Source organism: Candidatus Zixiibacteriota bacterium, from assembly GCA_040752815.1.
In the GTDB taxonomy this organism is placed as follows: Bacteria; Zixibacteria; MSB-5A5; order GN15; family FEB-12; genus JAGGTI01.
This window is the reverse complement of the sequence record JBFMGC010000026.1, coordinates 1-20,672: the sequence shown is the minus strand read 5'-3', so window position 1 is coordinate 20,672 and position 20,672 is coordinate 1. Positions and strand designations below refer to the sequence as shown.

At 56.9% G+C, this 20,672-nt stretch carries 18 protein-coding genes and 1 tRNA gene; 8 read left to right on the top strand and 11 right to left on the bottom strand.

Features of this window, described 5'->3' with window-relative positions; all coding sequences use genetic code 11:
* Window positions 1-26 precede the first annotated feature (26 nt).
* Window positions 27-2,615, top strand: a complete 2,589-nt coding sequence (locus AB1772_08005) for a hypothetical protein (GenBank protein ID MEW5796292.1) — start codon at window positions 27-29, stop codon at window positions 2,613-2,615.
* Between the two features lie 196 nt (window positions 2,616-2,811).
* Here the strand turns inward: AB1772_08005 and AB1772_08000 are convergent, their stop codons facing one another.
* Window positions 2,812-3,579: a hypothetical protein gene (locus AB1772_08000; protein ID MEW5796291.1), complete on the bottom strand. Its 768-nt coding sequence runs from the start codon at window positions 3,577-3,579 to the stop codon at window positions 2,812-2,814.
* A gap of 101 nt (window positions 3,580-3,680) precedes the next feature.
* Window positions 3,681-4,268: a hypothetical protein gene (locus AB1772_07995; GenBank protein ID MEW5796290.1), complete on the bottom strand. Its 588-nt coding sequence runs from the start codon at window positions 4,266-4,268 to the stop codon at window positions 3,681-3,683.
* Window positions 4,269-4,573: 305 nt separating this feature from the next.
* Here AB1772_07995 and AB1772_07990 point away from each other — a divergent pair, with 305 nt between their 5' ends.
* From AB1772_07990 to AB1772_07975, 4 genes are read left to right on the top strand one after another with little or no spacing between them, the layout of a single operon-like run.
* Complete coding sequence (locus tag AB1772_07990; GenBank protein MEW5796289.1) at window positions 4,574-5,299, top strand: succinate dehydrogenase cytochrome b subunit; 726 nt, start codon at window positions 4,574-4,576, stop codon at window positions 5,297-5,299.
* A 1-nt stretch (window position 5,300) separates the two neighbouring features.
* Window positions 5,301-7,214 (top strand): fumarate reductase/succinate dehydrogenase flavoprotein subunit, encoded by a 1,914-nt coding sequence (locus tag AB1772_07985; protein MEW5796288.1) that lies wholly within the window; start codon window positions 5,301-5,303, stop codon window positions 7,212-7,214.
* Window positions 7,214-7,960 (top strand): succinate dehydrogenase/fumarate reductase iron-sulfur subunit, encoded by a 747-nt coding sequence (locus AB1772_07980; GenBank protein MEW5796287.1) that lies wholly within the window; start codon window positions 7,214-7,216, stop codon window positions 7,958-7,960. The genes AB1772_07985 and AB1772_07980 overlap by 1 nt, the downstream gene beginning before the upstream one ends.
* A 14-nt stretch (window positions 7,961-7,974) precedes the next feature.
* Entirely contained in the window at window positions 7,975-8,874 is a 900-nt protein-coding gene (locus AB1772_07975; protein MEW5796286.1) for an AvaI/BsoBI family type II restriction endonuclease, read from the top strand.
* Here AB1772_07975 and AB1772_07970 read toward each other — a convergent pair.
* From AB1772_07970 to hemC, 4 genes are all read right to left on the bottom strand, one after another.
* Window positions 8,789-10,318, bottom strand: a complete 1,530-nt coding sequence (locus AB1772_07970) for a DNA methyltransferase (protein ID MEW5796285.1) — start codon at window positions 10,316-10,318, stop codon at window positions 8,789-8,791. The two genes, AB1772_07975 and AB1772_07970, sit on opposite strands and share 86 nt — an antisense overlap.
* Window positions 10,319-10,441: 123 nt before the next feature.
* Window positions 10,442-11,191 carry an enoyl-CoA hydratase/isomerase family protein gene (locus AB1772_07965; protein ID MEW5796284.1) on the bottom strand — a complete coding sequence of 250 codons (750 nt, stop codon included), beginning with the start codon at window positions 11,189-11,191 and terminating at the stop codon, window positions 10,442-10,444.
* 116 nt (window positions 11,192-11,307) lie between these two features.
* A complete protein-coding gene (gene hemL, locus AB1772_07960) occupies window positions 11,308-12,633 on the bottom strand; it encodes a glutamate-1-semialdehyde 2,1-aminomutase (protein MEW5796283.1) in 1,326 nt (441 codons plus the stop codon).
* 14 nt (window positions 12,634-12,647) lie between these two features.
* Window positions 12,648-13,655, bottom strand: a complete 1,008-nt coding sequence (gene hemC / locus AB1772_07955) for a hydroxymethylbilane synthase (GenBank protein ID MEW5796282.1) — start codon at window positions 13,653-13,655, stop codon at window positions 12,648-12,650.
* Between the two features lie 79 nt (window positions 13,656-13,734).
* On the opposite strand from hemC, the gene AB1772_07950 reads away from it, so the two are divergent.
* Window positions 13,735-13,808 (top strand) — tRNA-Arg (locus AB1772_07950).
* 85 nt (window positions 13,809-13,893) lie between these two features.
* On the opposite strand, the gene AB1772_07945 is transcribed toward AB1772_07950, so the two are convergent.
* Both AB1772_07945 and AB1772_07940 read right to left on the bottom strand, forming a co-directional pair.
* Window positions 13,894-14,625: a DUF899 family protein gene (locus AB1772_07945; protein ID MEW5796281.1), complete on the bottom strand. Its 732-nt coding sequence runs from the start codon at window positions 14,623-14,625 to the stop codon at window positions 13,894-13,896.
* A 71-nt stretch (window positions 14,626-14,696) separates the two neighbouring features.
* Window positions 14,697-15,515, bottom strand: a complete 819-nt coding sequence (locus AB1772_07940; GenBank protein ID MEW5796280.1) for a nitrilase-related carbon-nitrogen hydrolase — start codon at window positions 15,513-15,515, stop codon at window positions 14,697-14,699.
* Window positions 15,516-15,638: 123 nt separating this feature from the next.
* On the opposite strand from AB1772_07940, the gene AB1772_07935 reads away from it, so the two are divergent.
* Window positions 15,639-16,085, top strand: coding sequence for a hypothetical protein (locus AB1772_07935; protein MEW5796279.1), 447 nt, complete (start codon window positions 15,639-15,641; stop codon window positions 16,083-16,085).
* 22 nt (window positions 16,086-16,107) lie between these two features.
* On the opposite strand, the gene AB1772_07930 is transcribed toward AB1772_07935, so the two are convergent.
* Window positions 16,108-16,791, bottom strand: a complete 684-nt coding sequence (locus tag AB1772_07930; protein ID MEW5796278.1) for a hypothetical protein — start codon at window positions 16,789-16,791, stop codon at window positions 16,108-16,110.
* 683 nt (window positions 16,792-17,474) lie between these two features.
* Between AB1772_07930 and AB1772_07925 the strand changes: the two genes are divergently transcribed.
* Complete coding sequence (locus tag AB1772_07925; protein ID MEW5796277.1) at window positions 17,475-18,416, top strand: hypothetical protein; 942 nt, start codon at window positions 17,475-17,477, stop codon at window positions 18,414-18,416.
* 3 nt (window positions 18,417-18,419) lie between these two features.
* On the opposite strand, the gene AB1772_07920 is transcribed toward AB1772_07925, so the two are convergent.
* Entirely contained in the window at window positions 18,420-19,214 is a 795-nt protein-coding gene (locus AB1772_07920; GenBank protein ID MEW5796276.1) for a fibronectin type III domain-containing protein, read from the bottom strand.
* A gap of 53 nt (window positions 19,215-19,267) precedes the next feature.
* Complete coding sequence (locus AB1772_07915) at window positions 19,268-20,437, bottom strand: M24 family metallopeptidase (GenBank protein MEW5796275.1); 1,170 nt, start codon at window positions 20,435-20,437, stop codon at window positions 19,268-19,270.
* Between the last annotated feature and the right edge of the window lie 235 nt (window positions 20,438-20,672).

The window sequence follows — 20,672 nt, the reverse complement described above, 5'->3', positions numbered from 1 at the left end:
TAGATTGTGGCGGGAGGTATGGTGCGATGCGAGTTTGGCTGATGGTTATAGCGCTGGCGCTTTCGGCCCATCTTATAAATGCCGAAGGTTCTGGTGCGCGGATGCCGGGCGCTCTGGGCTCGCAGGACGAGGGCGATCCTCAGTGGGATGGTGATTCACACGGCCTTGGGAGGCTCGTTCTATCAGTTGGCAATAGCGGCGGATTCGGCCCGGCGATTTACCCCAAGGGGTCATACAAGGAGTACCTGGCTGCCGGATGGCTGGTGATCGGCGCCATCCAGGGGGAGGATACGCTGGCGCAATCCTGGTTTGAGCCCGCTGTTGCTCCACGCGGAAGAATCATCGTACGCTCAAGCCTCGATCCCAGCCTCCCCTGGTACGACAGCACCGCCGCCCATCATGACTGCATCGCTGTCTATTATGACACCTGTACCGACTGTGGTTATCATCCGCTGAATGTCGAGGTTACTGAAAGGTCCCGATCATGGGGATACGAGTACTCCCAGGACATCGTGTTGTTCGACTACTCCGTGAAAAACATTGGCACCGAACGCCTGCGCCAGATATTCATCGGCATCTACGCCGACGGAGACGTCTCCACCACTTTGCCGGGGCTTGACACAGGCGGTGTCCGCGACGACATGGTTGGTTTCCTGGAGCGTTACCCGGCTGTCTATCTGGACGCGAAATGCCCGGTCGACACGGAACAGGTGAACATCGCCTGGACCGCCGACAACGACGGCAACATGCGGCGGATACAACCTGAGACTCACGTTCTTGATATCACCGGTATTAAGTTCATCCGCGCTCCGCGCGACTCGATGAATGTAACCTTCAACTGGTGGGCCACCGGCTGGCGCTGGGATCCCTATCATGACTTCGGTCCACAAGCGCGGGCGACTTATCGGCCTCTCGCCTCGGGCCTAATGGGCACACCCCAAACTGAAGAAGAGTGGTACCATTTCCTCAGCAACGGGGAGCGCGACTACGATCAGGCGTACCAGGCGACGATGCGCTCTTTCGATGCCACCTGGGTCCAGCCGCCGGATACGTGGATTGATTCGGTGAACACCGGTCTCGACCCGCGCTATCTTATTTCAATCGGACCCTTTGGTCTCGATCCCGGCCAGACCCTACAGTTTACCACTGCCTTTGTCGCGGCGATGAGTTTCCATCGTCATAACCAGATTCACCGTTTTCTACCCGACAACCCTTACGGCTGGTATGAGCGAGTGTACTTCGAGCTTCTGGCCCGCAACGCCCTGTGGGCGGAGTGGATTTATGATAATCCCGGTGTCGATACCGACTTCGACGGCTACGCCGGAGAATTCACCGTTTGTGATCTCGACCGGGATTCCGTCTGGCTGTGTGACACGCTGGTCGACAGCAGTGCCGATCCGGATACGAACTATATCGCATGCCGGTGGGAGTACGGCGCGGTTGACACGGTCTGGCGTAAGGGCGACGGCGTGCCCGATTTCCGCGGAGCGTTCCCCCCGCCAAATCCGTCGACAACTCGTCTCGTTAGCCCGCGCGGCGACACCATTCCGGCCATGCGAGTGTACCCTGAGACCGGCAAGATACGCCTGGTCTGGAACGGCGCGGCAACCGAGAACTCGATCGACCCGTTTCTGCATCGGAATGATTTTGAAGGCTACTCGGTGTATCTCGCATACGATTCCCGCCCGACCAGTTTCTCCCTGGTGACAACGTACGATCACGAAAACTACAACCGCTGGATTTGGAACAAAGAGCGCCGCAGTTTCGTCTGCTACCCGACCCCGTACACGCTGGAACAACTACGCTGCATGCACGCGGACAGTTGCAACGATACCACCTGGCGCCCGGAACCGTATCATCGGGACAATCCGCTGATAGTCCCCGGCGGGCCGAAAGGCGACGATGCCGTATTCTATTTCGAGCCGTGCGGCCCCAACCGCTCGATCCTCGCCAACGACCCGATCAACGCCAACACCGGGATTAGAAAGGTCTATCCGAATGCGGTGAAACCTGCATATACGGACCCTGACTCGATGAGGATTTACTATACCGATCCGGATGACACCACGTACTTCACGCCGGAAGGGTATTTCAAATACTATGAATACGAGTATGTCTTCGACAATATTCTGCCCACACAGGTATACTACGTGAACGTTACTGCGTTCGATTATGGCTATCCCGGCCTTGGATTATCCGGTGTCGAGGGCGATCCAGCCAACCTTCCCAAGGCAGTCTATCCGCTGCCATCATCCGAGGTCATTAAAGAGCAGGGGTTGGGGGTATTCGTGTATCCCAATCCGTATCGCCTTGACGGCGACTATCGCGAGCTGGGTTACGAGGCGATCCTCAGGTGGCATCTGCCCGAGGACAAGACGCGGTTGATTCACTTTGCCAATCTGCCGCCCAGATGCACGATCAGCATCTTCTCGCTCGACGGCGACCTGATCCGCGAACTGAAGCATGATGTCGACCCGGAGGACTATTTGGCTAATCATGCGACGTGGGATCTGATTAATCGCAACATGCAGCTCGTGGTGACGGGGTTGTACTACTGGGTGGTGGAGGACGACCGCGGCAATGTCCAGATCGGCAAGCTGGTGATAATCATGTAGGGTGACTGGTCACAGACTTACGCCTGCAAAACAATGTCCCTGCATTCGACTCTGGCGTGGGTGACGGGCGTCATCATCCACCTCGCACGGAATCACTCTTCGACCGCGGACAGAATGCGAGGCAGGCTGGGCCCTGGGACACTCGAGAATCGGCCCTGAAGGATACGCCACTCGGTCGACTCCAACAGAGAATGAGCTAGTCAATCTGCCGATACTGAACTGACGCTGAATCCTTGTCGCTGGTATCAACCGCGAGCTTGAAAACAACTCCGCCGTTTCGAAAAGCGACCAACCGGCGCGGCGGAGCGGCAGCGCGGGGGCTGACGCACTCGTCAGGCGTGCCGCGGCGAGTGGGAAAACCGCTCTCGGAGGTTTCGTGTGCAACAGTAATCCGGTCGACAACGGTGTCCGAGATCAAGAGCGATGCACCCTGGCGGTCGGAGATGACGTTGTCCCGGCACGACTCCCAGTAGAAGAAGATTGCCGCCGCCGTGTCGTTGACATTCGTCGCGTGAGCACTCGATAGAACCACTTGCGCCAGAGTTGCGGGACGGTCAAAGGCATAGCATTTCGGGGCTTGTTGTGTCGATGCTCCCTGGGCCAGGGCGACAATTTGCCAGACCTCTCTCGGCCCGGCAGCGCTGTCCGATCGTGTAAGCGGGCGCGCATCGAACATATCCCAGTCGCACGAATCTATCAGTTCACCGGGAAGGATCTTCACGATATCGATCAGGCTGCCATCGACCGCGATTTTGAGCTGGCAGCCCGCCGGATCGACGCCGTGCGCATCGATAATTACGTCGAGCGTATCGCTGAGAGACAGGTTTTCCACTGTGAGGGTGCCGATGCTCATCACGATATGCGCAGACGAGGCTGAATCCGCCGGTGCCGGCTCGGCGACGAGCAGAGCCCGAGCCGAATCAGTATTCGTGGTGTCGACCTGCTCGGCGGCAGGGGATGCCATATGGCAGGCGGACGCAATCACAAAAGAGCGCCAGAATTGAAGCATGACTCGGAGGGTACTAACGACAAAGAGGCCCGCCGCCTAGCGGGCCTCGAGTCAGTCTATTCGATAACAGAGAATTTGTACGGCCCGTTCCAAAGAGGCCTAACTTCCTTGCCGGCAGTAAGCGCCACCGCCCAGATGTTGCTGGGGCGGAAGAAGGTCGAATCGACAAGAATCTGCCCAGTTGTCGGCACGAGCATGGTCCACGAAAGCACCTTCTTGCGAGGGTGTGCGCTCTCCGCGACCTTGGCCCGCGCACCGCCGAAGCCGATCGTGTCCGGTAGGGTGCCGTCCCAGTCGGTGGGAATGACCCTAATGCCGCTGAAATCCCAGGTGTTTGTGCCTTCCCAGCCGCCATGAGCTTTCAGATCGCCGGCCGGGTTGATCCCCTTGCCGCTGTCGGCCACGTGCACAATCGCTTTGATGGTCGGCGAGTAAACCCTGAAACCGGTCGTGAAGCCGCGGATATCGACATCCTTGCTCTCCCAGTAAACATCCACTGAGACCGGCTGCCCGGCTTTGATGGTGCTGTCGTTGACCGCGCCCGGCCCGGACAGACCAAGCGTGATCGTGGTCTGGCCCGGGGTCGAGACCGCGCAGGCGGCGACGATCACAAACACCATGACCAGTGATTTCTTTTGAATCATATTCTACTCCTGCCGCAAAATGGATTTAGTTTCCTTTATATCTGTCTAAGGACGACCGCACAAAATATCCGCTGGCGTCGCGCCTGTCAAACTGAATAAGCTACCTCGGCGAGACGCGCCGTCCATCTGTTGCATTCGATCCCACAGCGACTTAGCCTTATACAGGCGACATCGGCGGCCGACTCCGACGATTTTCGACGGCTGAATAACGCCTCGCCGACCGGGCACAACTCCTTGTGAATTATTTCATTTGACTGCCCCGCCCTTGCGGCCTATACTCGGCGGAACATTGAAAGGGAAAGGGCATGAATATTACCGTCACGAGCAAACCACCCACTTCCTTCTCCGCCCACCTGTTGAACGCCAGCATCGGCCAGAAATTCCTGATGGCGGTTTCCGGCATTGTCGCATTCGGCTTTGTTGTCGGCCACATGCTCGGCAACCTGCAGGTGTTTATCAGCCAGGACCAGATGAACAGCTATGCCGAAAAGCTCCAGTCACTCGGACCGCTGCTCTGGGCGATCCGACTTTTCCTGCTGGCGGCGTTTGTGATCCACATCTGGTTCGGGATCAAACTGAAACTCGAAAACTGGGCGGCGCGGCCGATCGGATATCAGAACGAACAGACAGTCAAAGCCAGTCTGGCCTCGCGCACGATGATCTGGACCGGCCTCATCATCCTCGTGTTTGTGATCTACCACCTTCTGCACTTTACTGTGCGAGTCACGAATCCTGAGTTCGCGACGCTGACCGATCCGCTCGGTCGGCCCGATGTCTACGGCATGGTGGTAATCGGTTTCTCGAGCCCGGTGGTATCGATCTTCTATCTGCTCGCGGTCGGCCTGCTGAGCTACCACCTGTCGCACGGTGTGGCGAGCATGTTTCAGTCGCTCGGGTTGAACACCGAAAAGTGGCAGGTGAGGCTGAACCGCCTGGCCTGGGTTGCGAGCGTACTACTGTTTCTCGGATATGCCTCGATCCCCGCGGCCGTGCTCACCGGCTGTACTCAGTTAGTGGTTGGAGGAAAGTAACATGACATTAGACAGCAAGATTCCGTCCGGCCCGATTGAAAAGAAATGGGACAGACACCGCTTCGAGATGAAGCTGGTCAACCCGGCCAACAAGCGGAAGTATACGGCGATCGTGGTCGGCACCGGCCTGGCGGGAGCGTCGGCCGCCGCCACCATGGGCGAACTGGGCTACAATGTAAAGGCGTTCTGCTTCCAGGACAGCGCCCGCCGCGCCCATTCTATCGCCGCACAGGGCGGCATCAACGCGGCCAAGAACTATCAGAACGACGGCGACTCGATCTATCGCCTGTTCTACGACACAGTCAAGGGGGGCGACTTCCGCTCGCGTGAGGGCAATGTCTATCGCCTGGCGCAGGTATCGGTGAATATCATCGATCAGTGTGTCGCCCAGGGTGTCCCGTTTGCGCGCGAATACGGCGGCCTTCTCGACAATCGCTCGTTCGGCGGCGCACAGGTTTCGCGCACGTTCTATGCCCGCGGACAAACCGGCCAGCAGCTTTTGCTCGGCGCGTATTCCTCGCTCTCGCGCCAGATAGGCACGGGCCAGGTCACTATGTACCCGCGCACCGAGATGCTCGATATCGTCCTGATCAACGGACACGCCAAGGGGATTGTCGTGCGCGACCTGGTAACCGGACAGATCTCGTCGCACGCTGCCGACGCGGTCGTTCTCGCCACCGGCGGCTACGCCAACGCTTTCTATCTTTCGACTATGGGGCTCGCGGCCAATGTCACCGCCTGCTACCGGGCATACAAGAAGGGCGCCTTCTACGCCAACCCGTGCTTCACGCAAATCCACCCGACTTGTATCCCCCACACCGGCGAGTATCAATCGAAGTTGACGCTCATGTCAGAGTCGCTTCGCAACGACGGCCGTGTCTGGGTGCCGAAGAAGAAAGGCGATAAGCGCCCACCCAACGAGATTCCGGAAACCGAGCGCGATTACTTCCTGGAGCGCAAGTATCCCAGTTTCGGCAACCTCTCGCCGCGCGATATCTCGTCGCGGTCGGCCAAAGAAGTATGCGACGAAGGGCGCGGGGTCGGGCCAAGTGGATACGGCGTCTATCTCGATTTTGCCGACGCCATTAAGCGGCTCGGCAAGGAAGTTATCAAAGAACGCTACGGCAACTTATTCGACATGTACCAGCGGATCACCGATGAGGATCCTTACAAGGTCCCGATGCGGATATATCCGGCATCGCATTACACGATGGGCGGCCTCTGGGTTGACTACAACCTCGAGAGTACCATTCCGGGGCTGTTTGTAATCGGCGAAGCGAATTTCTCCGATCACGGCGCGAATCGCCTGGGTGCATCGGCGCTCATGCAGGGACTGGCGGACGGTTACTTTGTCATCCCGTACACGATCGGCAATTATTTCGCCCAGGCCGGCGCGCAGAAGATATCAACTGACCGGCAGGAATTCAAAGACGCCGAGAAGCAAACCGAGGAGCGGATGAACAAACTGCTTTCTATCGGTGGCCGGCAAACTCCGGACTCGTTCCATCGGCGCCTGGGCAAGATCATGTGGGAATACTGCGGCATGGCCCGCACCGAACAGGGTTTGAAGAAAGCGTTGAAGGAGATTCCCGCTTTGCGCGAAGAATTCTGGAAAGATGTCAGAGTGGTCGGCAGCGCCATGGAAATGAACGCGACTTTGGAGACCGCGGCTCGCGTGGCGGATTTTCTCGAGTTCGCTGAAGTTATGTGCCACGACGCGCTTTACCGTGACGAATCCTGCGGGGCGCATTTCCGGGTCGAGCATCAACATCCCGACGGCGAAGCCAAACGCAACGATGAGAAGTTCGCGTATGTCGCCGCATGGGAGTACAAGGGCGACGGTGTCAAACCGGAGCTGCACAAGGAGCCGCTGGTGTTCGAGAATGTCAAGCTGGCCACAAGGAGCTACAAGTAATGAACCTCACACTCAAAGTCTGGCGTCAGAAAAACGCCCAGCACAAAGGGCGGCTAGTGACATATACGGCGACTGATATCCACGAGCATATGTCATTTCTCGAGATGCTCGATGTCGTTAACGAAGACCTGATCAAGAAGGGTGATGACCCGATCCACTTCGACCATGACTGCCGCGAGGGTATCTGCGGCGCCTGCTCTCTTGTTATCGACGGGGTTCCTCACGGAAAAGAACACGCCACCACCACCTGTCAGCTCCACATGCGGCATTTCAAAGACGGCGACACGATTTATATTGAGCCGTTCCGCGCGAGGGCGTTCCCCGTTATCAAGGACCTGGTGGTAGATCGCACGGCGTTCGACCGGATCATGGCAGCGGGCGGGTTTATTTCGATCAACGCCGGCGGCGCACCCGACGGCAACGCCATTCCCATCCCGAAACCGGACGCCGACAAGGCGATGGACGCGGCGGCATGTATTGGCTGCGGCGCCTGTGTGGCGGCCTGCAAGAATGCCTCAGCGATGCTGTTCGTGGCGGCGAAAGTGTCGCAGTTTGCGTATTTGCCCCAGGGCCGTGTGGAGCGCGAGAAGCGGGTGCGGGCGATGGTCGCGCAGACGGATATCGAGGGCTTCGGCGGCTGCACCAATCAGTATGAGTGCGAGGCGGTCTGCCCGAAAGAAATCAGCGTTTCGATGATCGCCAAAATGAACCGCGAGTTCTTCCGGGCGGCCACGACGACGAAGTAGGCAAGGTAAAGAGCATGGGAGCCAGCCATTTTAACAGGGTAGTTAAAGACCCGAACGATCTTGTGACCGCACCGAGGGAAACCACGCGAGGTTTCATCATCCAGGCAACCGAGAAGATGACGAGAGCGGGACTGGTCGTAAAAGAAGCGCTTGAGATCGAGCGAAAGCTGAACCGCGCTGCTACCGCCGAGGAAATACTTAGAGACCCGTCGCTTACCAGTGTCGTGCTCTCATGCGCCGGCCTCTCGACAAAGGCTCAAGGACATCTAAACAAACGTCAGTTGAAAGATATCGCACGCGCCGCAATTGACGAAATCGCTTCTACAAAAGGAGAACTGGGACGGCAAATCTTGTTCCGATTTCTTCTCACCGCAGGCGACTCGCTTGGTGGTGCGATGCGTAATTGGACTGGTTCTTCAGCGCAAGCACAAGTAACGCAACTCCTCAAGGATCGATTGACGAAAGCCGGCGTGCGCCCCGTCGTGGAGTCCAGCGACACTGGAAAGACCCAGTCGATTCAATGGGAGAAACGTCTGATTGCATTCGACAGAACGCCGAAGTTCATCGGAAAGAACATCGATGTAATACTCCTTATGAGTCAGTCAGACGAAACCCCGACAAAGATCCTAGTGAATACCGCCGCCAACTTCCTGGCCATTGGCGAGATCAAAGGAGGTATTGATCCTGCCGGAGCGGACGAGCATTGGAAGACCGCTAGCAAAGCGCTACAACGAGTACGAGAGGCCTTTGCTGGGAAGACGTGCCCCAAGTTGTTCTTCGCAGGGGTCGCTATCGAAATCGCGATGGCTAAAGAGATCTTCGAGGAAGTCAAGAACGGAACGCTCGATTTCGCGGCGAACTTAACTTCGGAGAAGCAGGCTTCAGCTCTGGCAGACTGGTTGATTTCTTTGTAGGCTTCCGCCAGACATAGACACACTTCCGCACTTCCTGCCTCCCGTGTCTACCCATCTGCTGGCTGCTGTTTCCTTTTCCCTTAACCAGCTTCCAGATTACCTGTACTTCCAGACCGGCTTTGCGCGCAATTTCGGACAAGATGAGGTCAACCGGTACAACTTGCCCGTTGTAGCTCACGTTGTCGTTGACCATAACAAAGTAGGCGCCTGGCTTCATTACACGAGAACATTCATGAATAACAAGCGACATTTCTAGGAAGTAGTTTCTCACCATACGGACAATGCCAGGATTGTTAAGCTGACCGCACCTTCGTTCTTCCTCAAGAATATCGATCACTTCGTGGAGCGCCGCTTGCCCCTCAAACGCGACCTTGGCGGCCTCAAATAACGGAAGAGCGTGTCTGTCCCGGTAGAATGCTTCCAACTGCTCGATCTTCTCGCGATTCTCCACCGTACATGAGAGCATAGCCTGTCGCAGTTCTCGAATCCGTTCCTCCCCAGCACCCAAGAAAACAAGCTCCAGTGCATAGGTTCTAGTATAGTCATATCGGTTGCAGTAAGGTGGAGAGGTTAGAATAAGGTCTACGCTGCGAGCTCTCAGGTCGCGCAGTTTGGTCAGACACGTGTCTTCATATATCTCTATTTCAGGACCGTTCAATCCACTGCTCTCTCCCGTTGTATCAAACAAATCAGAAGGAGTAATACAAAGGTCCTCACACATCAAATTGAGCTGACGTTCGATTGCAGTTCTAAACGAAAGAATCGCCCCCTTGTCGAAGCCGTTAGAACCATTCGATCGACCCGATCTTCTATCCCATCGCAGGTACTGTCCGTCCTTTCGCGTGTAACTTATCGATTCCAGGATAGAATAGGCAGCAAATTCAAGTAGTGTGCGAACCCGGTCATCCGAGTAATGAGACCTCACAAACTCCAGATATGAATGGAGCTGTCTTTCGGTGTCATCAGGAAAGGCCCCTTGCGTTATGGTCACATGCTCAAATGCACGACTGCCGGAAGCACGCTTCGACAAGAAGTCCGTTCTAATACACTTCACGGCCTCACAAAACGTGTGTTCGTCTATGCCCTCTGCAGCCAATCGGGCGCGCAATGCATAGATCCCGACTGGCAGGAGTTCTATCCCCACGCCTTTCCAACCTAGCGCACGTGCTGCCAACAGTGCTGATCCTGCACCCGCGAATGGGTCCAGCAATACGCCCGGTTCGGGACAAAGCCTGCTTATGATATATTCGATGAGGGGCCTAGAAAAACCCTCCTTGTACTTGAACCATCGGAAGAAGGGGGTCGCTTTATTCGCTTGAAAGCTAACGAGTTGCCGACTCAGTTCTTGGTTGGTAACAACCAAACTCGAGTATGATTGTTCGAGGAATTCCCTCGCTTCAGTTGGATAAGCACGAGGAGCGACAATAACTGCACTTGTCTTCATACTGTTTAAAGATTGGTGGCTCTTTGAATCGGCGCAATCACATTTTGAGGGGAACGCAATTATTCTTCCGATGTCCTTTGAATCCAGAGGGGGCAGAAAGGTCTCAAATGTTTCGTAGTTTTGCTATCTTATCACTATCCCCTTCGTCTTCTCGCGAGTCGACGGCAAATACCAAATTTCGACAAACCGACGTATCGAGTCGGCCTCGGTACGTCTGATCTGATCGACTACGGGTCCGCGAAGCAGTTTCTTAATCGCACCGTAAGCGACCAGGTCGCGGGCAGCCATTTCGCCGGCTATCTCAAGAGCGCGCGAAAGAACGCTCTCACGTTGCACAACCTCGTCCACTAGGCCAAGTGATTTGGCCTCTTCTGCAGAATACATCTTCCCACCCAGCGCGAACACTTCCGCGTTACGATGCCCAGTGACACACTTTAGAATCTCAATCGATCCGGCAAACACCGATGACCCGAACGTGATCTCGTTCAGAGATATCTTCGCCTTGCCGGTGGCCATGATGCGATAGTCGCACGGCATCGCGAGCATGAACCCGCCCGCCACGGCATGGCCGTTGATCGCCGCAATCAGTGGCTTTGGAAATTCGAAGATGCGCAGATACAGGTCTGTGAACTTGGACAGGAAACGCGTGAAATCGGCTGACGAATAGTCGTATAACTCCGGCACGTCGAGCCCGAACGAGAAGAAGCTCCCTTGTCCGGTGAGCACAACCGCGTGCGTGTTGGAATAATCGCTCAGTCGTTGAAACCTCTCAATGAGGTGATCGACCATTTCTTCGTTCATGGCGTTCACATTGCCGCGTGCGAGCGTCAGCGTGGCGATTCCGTTCTGATCCGAGAATTCCATAAACGACATAGACCCTCGTACTACCGTAGGGCAGGACCCCTGCGGTCCTGCCATCCAACCTTGGTTAGTAGGTCAAAACCCCTGAGTCGAGCGCGTAAGCGTGAGACGTGGTTTTGACATTATGTTCAAGGCGCGCTGTGAGGAATGTCGAAACCGCAGGGGTTTCGACCTACCGCTTCGACGGTTGTGTCTGCCGCAGTCTTTAACATCTGAGTCGTGTGGGCCGATGAGATAAAACAGACCTCGTATCCCGACGGCGGCAGGTACACGCCTGAATCGAGAACCGCCCGGTGCACACGATTGAAACGAGCGATGCCATCTGGTAGTACCTCATGCGCTGCGCGCGGCAAATCAGGCTGAAACATAATCCAGAAAACGGACCCAATCCGCACCACCTGTCCACCGAGCGGTTTCAGGCCGCGATTTAGCTCATCCACGAACACCGACGAAACCGATTCAAGCTGTTCGTACACTCGCCCGTCCGCCAACTTCCTGAGCGTCGCAAGACCGGCTGCCATCGCCACCGGGTTCCCCGATAGGGTCCCTGCTTGATAGACCGGCCCCTCTGGTGAGAGGACGCTCATGACATCCGCCCGTCCGCCGAATGCTCCAACCGGCATTCCGCCGCCGATAATCTTACCAAATGTGAGCAGGTCCGGTTTGATACCATAGTACGCCGCAGCACCGCCAAGCCCCAGTCGTAAGCCGGTGATGACTTCGTCGAAAATGAGCAGCGCGCCATATTTGTCGCATAGATTCCGCAGCGTGTGCATGAATTCGCGCCGCTGGATCAGCAGGCCATGGTTGGCAGGAACGCCTTCGATAATGACCGCGGCGACTTTGTCTCCTTGACTCCGAAAGAAGTCAGACAGTGCCGATTCGTCATCGAGAGGCAATACAGTAGTGTGTTGTGTAAAAGATACGGGCACGCCTGCCGACGACGGCTGTCCGAATGTCGCCAGTCCTGAGCCCGCCTTTACGAGCATATGATCAGCGTGGCCGTGATAGCAACCCTCGAATTTGAGAATCAGATCGCGTCCTGTAAATCCGCGGGCAACCCGTATCGCCGACATAGCCGCTTCTGTGCCCGACGATACAAAGCGAATCTTCTCGACCGGCTCAACGTGCGAGACAACGAAGTCTGCGAGCTGGTATTCCAACTCAGTCGACGCACCATAGGTAAGCCCTTTATCGACCTGCGCCTTGACCGCGGCCACAACGTCCGGGTCGGCATGGCCGAGTATCAGCGGCCCCCAGGAACCGCAGAAGTCGATATAGCGGTTGCCGTCGACATCGTAGAGATACGCTCCTTCTCCCCTCGCGATTATCCGAGGCGTTCCGCCGACTGATTTGTACGCCCGCACCGGTGAGTTGACACCCCCTGGTGTCACGTCGCACGCCAGTCGATAGAGCTGCTCAGATTTTCTGGTGGTCATCTTCTTGTCTATCATGCAGTACCGTTCTCTCAGTCACCGCGAGTCAGCGCTGCAAAGGCAGATTTCACGACTTCCTCAACCGAACCAGCGGTGACATCGACTCTTTTCAGGCCACCCCATGTTTTACCATTACCGGTGCCGAGCACAGCCACCAGCCTTATCCCGGTGTCACTGCCAACCGCAAACGCTCCCAGCGGAAGCGAGCATCCAGCCCCAAACCTCTTGAGGAGCCCGCGCTCAGCGCTAATTTCGGTTTCCACAGGCGGCGAATTTAACTTCGCCACGGCCGACGCAAGATCGTGGTCGTCGTTCCGAATCTCAATCGCAAGCACACCTTGGCCCGGCGCGGGAACAAAGTCCTCCAAGTCGAGAAGAGTGGTGTCCAGATTAGTCATATCAAGCCCCAGCCGCTCGACCCCGGCGGCGGCGATGATAATTGCGTCGTATTGGCCATCGCGGAGCTTTCGGATCCGAGTCGGTACATTGCCGCGCAGGTCCAATATCTGAAGTGTTAGGTTATCATATGCGATCTGCGCTTTCCTGCGGGTTGAACTTGTGCCGATCCTTCCCCCAGACCGAATCGGAAGCACACCTGTGCCCATTCTCACACCGGGCAGCATCAGGAGCAATTCCCGACGGTCGGCTCGGAATCCGACCGCGCCTATTACCAGCCCGTCGGGCTGGGTAGTAGGAAGGTCTTTGAGTGAGTGCACTGCTAAATCTATAGACTGGTCCAAAAGGGCGTCTTCAAGTTCTTTGGTGAAGAACCCCCTGCCTTCCATTTGGTCAAACCCCAGATGCTCGCGATGATCTCCTTCGGTTCTGATTACCTTGATTTCGCTTCGTAACCCGCAAGCATTCTGCAGTGCCGTCTGTACGATACCGGCCTGGATAAGCGCGAGGTCGGAGCCTCGGGAACCGATTATGAGCCGCCTTGAGGTCACTTCCAGAAAAAAACCGGACCGCTGCTGCCCACACAAGGGAATTCGGGGAAGTTCGAATCCGGCAAGGGCGGCAAAAAACTTGTTTCCCGACACGCGGGAAGAATCCTATAATAGGTTGGTAGTCCTGATCAGAAGGGCGGTTGGCCATGATCAGGTCGCGCCATCAGCCAACGCCCCCGTAGCTCAACTGGATAGAGCATCTGCCTTCTAAGCAGAGGGTAGCAGGTTCGAGTCCTGCCGGGGGTATTGAATGACGCGATCCCCACTGCGCGTGCAGTCCGATTGGACCGCACCCATCAATCAACTGCCAATTCAGCGCCCGCCGAGCCAGTTAGTAACTATACTGCGGCTCCCAGCCGTCCGGCCCCGTTTTCAACAGGTCCAGCATCGGCCAGACCGCGCAGAAATCATCGCCCGGACCAAAGTAGGCATAGGCGGTTCTGAATATCCGGCCGTTATCATCTTTGTAGAACGCCGACACCCCCGGCATCTGGCCGCCGGTTTCGGTTTCGAAACTCACGTCACGGTTGAACGTGGTGCCGTGACTGGAATACATTCGGAAATTCCAACCGCGGCTGTTGTAAAAGTCCCGCTGGATATCAAACGGGTCCTTGGAGACCACGACAAACGCTGCGCGGTTTTCCAGATGCTTCGTGAACCCCGTAAAACCATCGGCCCATAGCGTGCAATACCGGCACCCCTTCCCCATGTTGTGGACCAGGATCATATCCGTGTGAGCGCCGAACATCTCCGATAACCGGATCTGTGAGCCGTCATGCGCCTTGAGTACATAATCGGCGATCTCTTCTGGAGATTGTGCCTTGCGCAGAGCGGCCAGCTCTTTCTTGTCGTTCTGGATCTTCTCTTCCAACGCAACTATACGCTGCGCGACAGTCATGGTTTTGGGTTTGGGTTTGGATACTTTGCGCGCGGTCGGCTTTGCGGACCGGGCCGAAGACTTTCCTCTGCCGGCAGTTTTGACGGCTTTTGACTTCACAACTTTCTTCGCTGCGCGCGCGGGCTTCTTCTTCGCCTTGCTGATGGACTTGGTCTTCTTTGCCATTTGGGCCTCCGTATCGAATCGTTTTGAGATATGCTACGAGAATACCTGTACCATTCGTTTGCACAATCAAATCAGCTCTCGACCAGCAGCCGATACTCATCCGGCCGTCGGTCGTCAAACACATGGTTTTTCGGGGTGGGCCGCTTGTTGCGGGCAAGAGCGATATCAATGTCAACCAGGCCGACTTCCGCCCGGTCAGGCGATGCCTGGACGAGCACGTTTGACTTTGGGTCGGCGATGGTCGACAGACCGGTGAATGTCAAATCGCGTTCAGTCCCGATACGATTGGCCGTAATCACAAACACGCGGTTACAAACCGCGTGCACCGGCAGCGCCTTCTGGCAGAGGCCGGGGAGGACAAGATTGGATGGGTGGCAGATTATGTCTGCTCCCTTGAGCGCCAGCACTCTCCAGACCTCCGGAAACTGCCAGTCGAAACAAATCACCATGCCTATCGTACACGGACCGATATTGAACACCGGCAACCCGAAATTACCCGGCTCAAAAATGTCCTTCTCATCCATGAACAAGTGCAGCTTGCGGTACTTCCCTATAAGGCCGTTCGGGCCAACCAGGACCGCCGTATTGTAGAGCTTGTCGCCCTCGCGTTCGTCAAACCCGGCTACGATGTGCGTTGCCCGTTTGGCGCAAACCGACGTCAGAAATCGCACGAAGCGGCTTTTTTTCGTGGTCTCCGACAGGTCCCAGGCCTGCTGTCGAGACTCGAATCGATACCCGGTACTGCACAGCTCCGGCAGGACCAGCAGTTCGGCGCCGTCGGCCTGAGCGATCATTGTGTCGAGCGTGCCAATGTTGTGCGCGACATCACCCAGAACCGGCTCAAACTGAATGTAGCCTACTTTCATCTTTGCTCCCTTCGGAGCAAACATACGTAATGCCTGGACGGGGTGCAACCCTTCCGAGACCGATATGGTCCTTGTTGACTATCGAAAAGGTGCCCCGTATACATAGGCTCGACGATCGTCCGAAACCGCCACAGGAAAGGACATCCTATGCCGTTTTGTCCCAGGTGTCGCTATGAGTACTTGCCCACCGTCAGCGTCTGCCCTGACTGCGAGGAAAAGCTGGTAGCCGTCCTGCCACTCGAACCGGAGGAACTCGACGAAACCGGTTCCCCGGAAGATTGGGAGGAGCCTGACGAACCTGAAGAGTTGGAGAGCTATGACAACTGGATTCCACTGGCCCGGTTTACCTCGACTCAATACGCCGACATGGTCCTTGGAGCGCTCCACTCGAAAGACATTCCGGCCGTACTGAGCGACCAGTCGGGTCACTTTGGAGCGACCGGTCAGTCGGGGCCATCCTCGTATCCGAGCCTGATTGGTGGCGCGGTTACTTTGTTTGTGCCGCAGGAGTTCGCGGTCGACGCTGACCACGAGGCCCGCATAATCCTTGGCGAGGACTGGGACAAAGCCAAAGTGGGCGGAGCGGAGCATTGAGACTACGGTCGCAAACGATTACCTACAGTCTGCGAATGCGTCGGCCGCCGAAAAGGAACGAGACGCTCATCCCGAAATCCGAACCGCTATAGTCGTAGCGGCCACCTATCGGACGTGAGAAGTCCTCTACGAAATTATATCCGCCGTTGAAGCCGAACATGAAATTGCGACCCATGAGGAAGTCGATCCCCCCGCCCAGCCGCGCTCCCGCAACGACCATGTGACTGGCGAAACCATATCTGTCACAGTCGCATTCGTCGTCAAACCAGTACTGCGACGTGCCAAAGAACGGCCCGGCGCCGGCCGAAAAGTACGGTCGCATAGCCGCATACGGCCTTGACTGCGGCCAGTACAACCGCATGCCGAACATGAGCGAGTGAACTATCGAGGCATGGTCGTAGGAGTAGCCATAACTGTCAATGCGGTTGTCGACTTCCACATCGTGCAAAGTATAGTCTACCGCAAACGCAAGTTCCTCGGTGCTCCAGTAGCTGAGGCCGAGCCTGCCTACCGCCCCCTCGGTGGCCGTGACTATCCGCTGGTCGTCAACGTAGAATACCCGTGCGGTCTGCTCCGGATGGTGCCGCCAGCCGGCGCCGATTTCGAGGCGCGTTCGCCCGGCAAGTGAGCCGGCAGTAGTAACTGAGGGCCACACCGTCGCCAGTGTCATCGCCACAATCGCGAATTGCCGTACGTTGGATTTCATAGTCAAAACTCCGTTAAATGCCGCCCAATGCTGTTTGCGATCGTATTCTTCACGAGAGTCCGCCAATCAAGCTACGTGCCGATACCGCTAAGGTTCCAAATGTCATAGACTTACAGGTGGTGACTGCGGAGGGGTCGCCCCTCGCTGCACCTTTATTGTGCGTCGGCCCGATAACTTCGCACAGACTTGGGGCGTCGGGAGGCGACTGAGCTGTGAGATGAATTCGCCCCAAAGGGGAGTGTTCAAAAACCCTCGATGTGGTGTCGGCTGACTCTGGCCGACACCCGTAAGTCAAAGCCTGTCGGGCAGGGTCGCCCGACAGCACTATCGTCGAAACTCCCCGCCGCCGTCAGGGCCCAGGTCTCTTGGTCCGTGGTTGGCGGACAAAAGGACGCACGATCTGAGGGAGCTTTCTGTCGGGCAGGGTCGCCCGACAGCACAAACATACGTGCCCGCCCCTCTCGTGCGCGCCGGGCGACCCCGCCCGGCGTAGCAGCACCCCTGCGAAGACCCGCCCCTCTCGTGCGCGCCGGGCGACCCCGCCCGACGCCTCGGGACTCTTGCAAACACCGGACGTTTAACTATATTTATAGATGTGGGAGTTGCTCTGGACGGCCTTGAACGATTCGCACCGCCTGGCCGACGATAATAATGGCCGGGCGAACCCTCCCCGGAACTGGCACATGCGCTTAAATCCCATCCACATACGAGGCCTTCGGGTCCTCGCCGTCGCGGCAGGCCTGATGTTGCCGAGCCATTCAATTCTGGCGCAGGGGTCAATTTTCGGCGAGGTACACCGCTCCGACCTGTCGGTGCCGCCCGACGGCGGAATCATGTTCCTCGGATTCATCAATAATGTCGATAGGGAAATTCGCGTTCAATCCTGTATCGGCGCGGGGTATGACGGCGGACACTGGTATGACGATTTCCAGAACTTTGTCGGCGAGGCCCCTGGGATGGCGTACCACTACTACTTCTTCGATCTTGAACGGTCGGAGCGATTCTTGCTTAACAAGACGATCCCAACCAACTCCTTCCAGCGTGAGGATGTCACTCTGGCGACGGCATCGTTCCCGCGGCCGCCCGCGGCGTTGCGAGCGCGGCGAATCGATCCGATAACCGTTCGTCTCGACTGGGTTACCGAGGCCGGCACGACCTGGCATGTGTACCGCCGCGACGGCAACTCTAACGGCTCGTTTTTCCGGATCGACAACCCGGCCGGGGACCGCACCGACCGGGGTGAAACCAGCCCATCCTACTTGGATCGTACCGTCGATACTATGAAAAGCTACGCTTACATAGTTGTGGCCGAAACCGGCGCCGGCAACTACTCCCCGGCGTCCGACCCGGCCTTCATCAGTTTGACCCCATGCTGCTTAGGTCTGGTGGGTGACATTAACGGGACGGGCGGCGATGAACCTTCCATCGGCGACATTAGTCTTCTGCTCGATCACCTGTTCATCTCGATCACCCCGCCGCAGTGCCTGAGAGAGGCCGATGTCAACCAGTCGGGCGGTCTCTATCCCACCTTCCAGGACATCTCGATTATCGACGTGACCATTCTGATAGACCACCTCTTTATTGACTTCGTGCCGCTGCGGAGATGCGAAGACGCCGGCCAGTAGCTCTCAGAACCAGAATTCACCGACGAAACTTGAGTAGGCAAAAAACAGCTTTACGCGACGCTGTCTGGCAAGCCCTCTGAGCTCCTTTACCTGTACCAGCGCGTGAGTCCCTCGTTCGCACTTGAGAAGCACCCAGTCGCCGACAGTGACCTCAACCTGGTCGTCAGTGGGCGTCGGTTTGGTCTCTCTCACCCGGGCGGCGACATCGGCATACTCGCCCCGTAACGGCAGTACCAGGAAGCGGGTGTCGCTGATGAACCCTTCGAGGCGTCGCGGCGACGCCAGATAGTCCACGCTGTCTTTCGAGAAGAAATACAGGTCATTATCAGGCGCATTATACTCGACATATTCATTGCGCTCGAAGGAAAAGCCACCCGGCTTGCCAAAATAGCGAACCGCCAGTTCGATCTCACCTCGCCCGCCGCACACCGCGATTACCTCGTTGGATGGGCGCGAGACCACCTGATCGGGATAAACCGCTCGAATGGAAATGTGGTACTTGACTCCGTTGGAGAGCTCGGAGACTTCGTAATTCTCGACGCTGTCCTCAGGGTTGGTATCGCCCGGGAACGGCACGGAGTTCAGTGGACTGATATCGGCAGACAGGCTGTCGTTCGGGTTGTAGCCGGTGAGCGGCCTGTCACTGGCATAGATGTAGTAGCCGGCGATTGGCCCTTGCCCCGACTTGCGCCAGGAGAGCGACAGCCGCTGGTGATTCTGTTCGACTTTCAGATCGGTCGGGAAAGCGACATGGGGATATACGCGAGCGAGCGGCGACTCCGAAGGCGCCTTCGGCATCTGAGTACAACTAGCACCCACAGCGGCAACCAACAGAGCGATAGCCGCTCTTTTCACCTCACCTCCAACTCAGTCTGGCGTTGACAGAGAAAGCGCCCGCCCTGGTCGGTGACAACGATGTCTTCCTCGAGGCCGACACACCCGATTCCATCCAGCATAATCTCCAACTCAAGCGTGAAAACGTAACCGGCTTCAATCTCGAGCGTGGGCGTCTTGCCATACCGTTCCCACTGCGGGCCGATCAGCGCGCCGCCATCGTGTACGGCTTGACCTAACTGATGACCTAGCGCGTGTTGATACGCGGCGTAGCCGTCGTCTCTCAGCATCTGTCGGGCCACGGCGTCAATCTCGAAACCTTGCGCTCCCGGACGGCAGAGCTTCGATGTCGCGGTAATGATGTCGCGAACGGTAGAAAAAGCGTCGATAAGCTCCTGCGGCGGACGGCTCTCCCCTTTCCGCTGAAAATAGAGCAGACGCTGCAGGTCCGAGCAATAGTTATCGATTCTGATTCCGAAATCCAGGTGCAATAAATCTCCCGGCTCGATGCGCGCATCGGTCGGATGACCATGGCCTGGCTCCGTTTTACTGCCGGCATTGACGATCGTCTCGAACGATGGTCTCCCGCCCAGTTTGGCCATTTCATCATCGATCAGTTGCGCAATCTGCTTCTCGGACATGCCAGCACGAATCTGCTGCTTGGCCGTCTCCCAAGCGGCGGCGGCCAATTCGGCTGCCCTGGTCAAGCGGGACATCTCGCCGACAGTCTTCCGCGCCCGCAGCTTGCTGCACAAAGTCTGCGCAGACACCAGCCGGTCGGCGTACGGGGTTCCTTCCAGGTAGTCTTTCAGCAGCAAAAACATACCATGAGTAAGGCCATCGGCCGAGGGATCATCAGGCGAATAGTTGACAGCGATACTTGTGGGCTGCAAGCAACCGAGAAGCAATTTGATATCATCCTTAACACCGGCTGTATATGCGCGCACCTCGGTGAAACGTGCGCTGCGCTCATAGTCGGTCTTGTCGAAGTTGCCGACCAGGGCTATTGCCTCGCCCTCGCGAGTAAACGCGAAAAACGACTGCCAGGTGGCCTCGAGTCCGGTAATCAGCGGGATGATGGGATCGCACATCACCGGGGTCTCGCGCACGAAGACGAGCCAGAGATCGACATCGAGTTCCTTGAGCAAACCCGGCACTTGCGCGATTTTTTCTTTGATTATGTCCATGGCGCGGAAAGTATACAGACCATGCCGGGTAATCAACTACAAGCCGACTATTGTGTGGGCAACATACGCCCTCATCTGCCCCTCGGAGCTGTTAACGTGTACTATGGAACGGGCAGACCAGGAGAGGCTGTCCCAAAAGTTTTGGTTTGAGTTGCGTCAGGCCCTTAGCCCGCCACTCCCGGGGACCGGGAGTAATAGGGCGGTGACCTGACGCCATTGGAGATAGGAGAATTAC

Coding starts and splice junctions, on each gene's coding strand:
- AB1772_08005 (MEW5796292.1), top strand. CDS start 27: ATGCGAGTTTGGCTGATGGTTATAGCGCTGGCGCTTTCGGCCCATCTT.
- AB1772_08000 (MEW5796291.1), bottom strand. CDS start 3,579: ATGGCATCCCCTGCCGCCGAGCAGGTCGACACCACGAATACTGATTCG.
- AB1772_07995 (MEW5796290.1), bottom strand. CDS start 4,268: ATGATTCAAAAGAAATCACTGGTCATGGTGTTTGTGATCGTCGCCGCC.
- AB1772_07990 (MEW5796289.1), top strand. CDS start 4,574: ATGAATATTACCGTCACGAGCAAACCACCCACTTCCTTCTCCGCCCAC.
- AB1772_07985 (MEW5796288.1), top strand. CDS start 5,301: ATGACATTAGACAGCAAGATTCCGTCCGGCCCGATTGAAAAGAAATGG.
- AB1772_07980 (MEW5796287.1), top strand. CDS start 7,214: ATGAACCTCACACTCAAAGTCTGGCGTCAGAAAAACGCCCAGCACAAA.
- AB1772_07975 (MEW5796286.1), top strand. CDS start 7,975: ATGGGAGCCAGCCATTTTAACAGGGTAGTTAAAGACCCGAACGATCTT.
- AB1772_07970 (MEW5796285.1), bottom strand. CDS start 10,318: ATGAAGACAAGTGCAGTTATTGTCGCTCCTCGTGCTTATCCAACTGAA.
- AB1772_07965 (MEW5796284.1), bottom strand. CDS start 11,191: ATGTCGTTTATGGAATTCTCGGATCAGAACGGAATCGCCACGCTGACG.
- hemL (MEW5796283.1), bottom strand. CDS start 12,633: ATGATAGACAAGAAGATGACCACCAGAAAATCTGAGCAGCTCTATCGA.
- AB1772_07945 (MEW5796281.1), bottom strand. CDS start 14,625: ATGGCAAAGAAGACCAAGTCCATCAGCAAGGCGAAGAAGAAGCCCGCG.
- AB1772_07940 (MEW5796280.1), bottom strand. CDS start 15,515: ATGTTTGCTCCGAAGGGAGCAAAGATGAAAGTAGGCTACATTCAGTTT.
- AB1772_07935 (MEW5796279.1), top strand. CDS start 15,639: ATGCCGTTTTGTCCCAGGTGTCGCTATGAGTACTTGCCCACCGTCAGC.
- AB1772_07930 (MEW5796278.1), bottom strand. CDS start 16,791: ATGAAATCCAACGTACGGCAATTCGCGATTGTGGCGATGACACTGGCG.
- AB1772_07925 (MEW5796277.1), top strand. CDS start 17,475: ATGCGCTTAAATCCCATCCACATACGAGGCCTTCGGGTCCTCGCCGTC.
- AB1772_07920 (MEW5796276.1), bottom strand. CDS start 19,214: ATGCCGAAGGCGCCTTCGGAGTCGCCGCTCGCTCGCGTATATCCCCAT.
- AB1772_07915 (MEW5796275.1), bottom strand. CDS start 20,437: ATGGACATAATCAAAGAAAAAATCGCGCAAGTGCCGGGTTTGCTCAAG.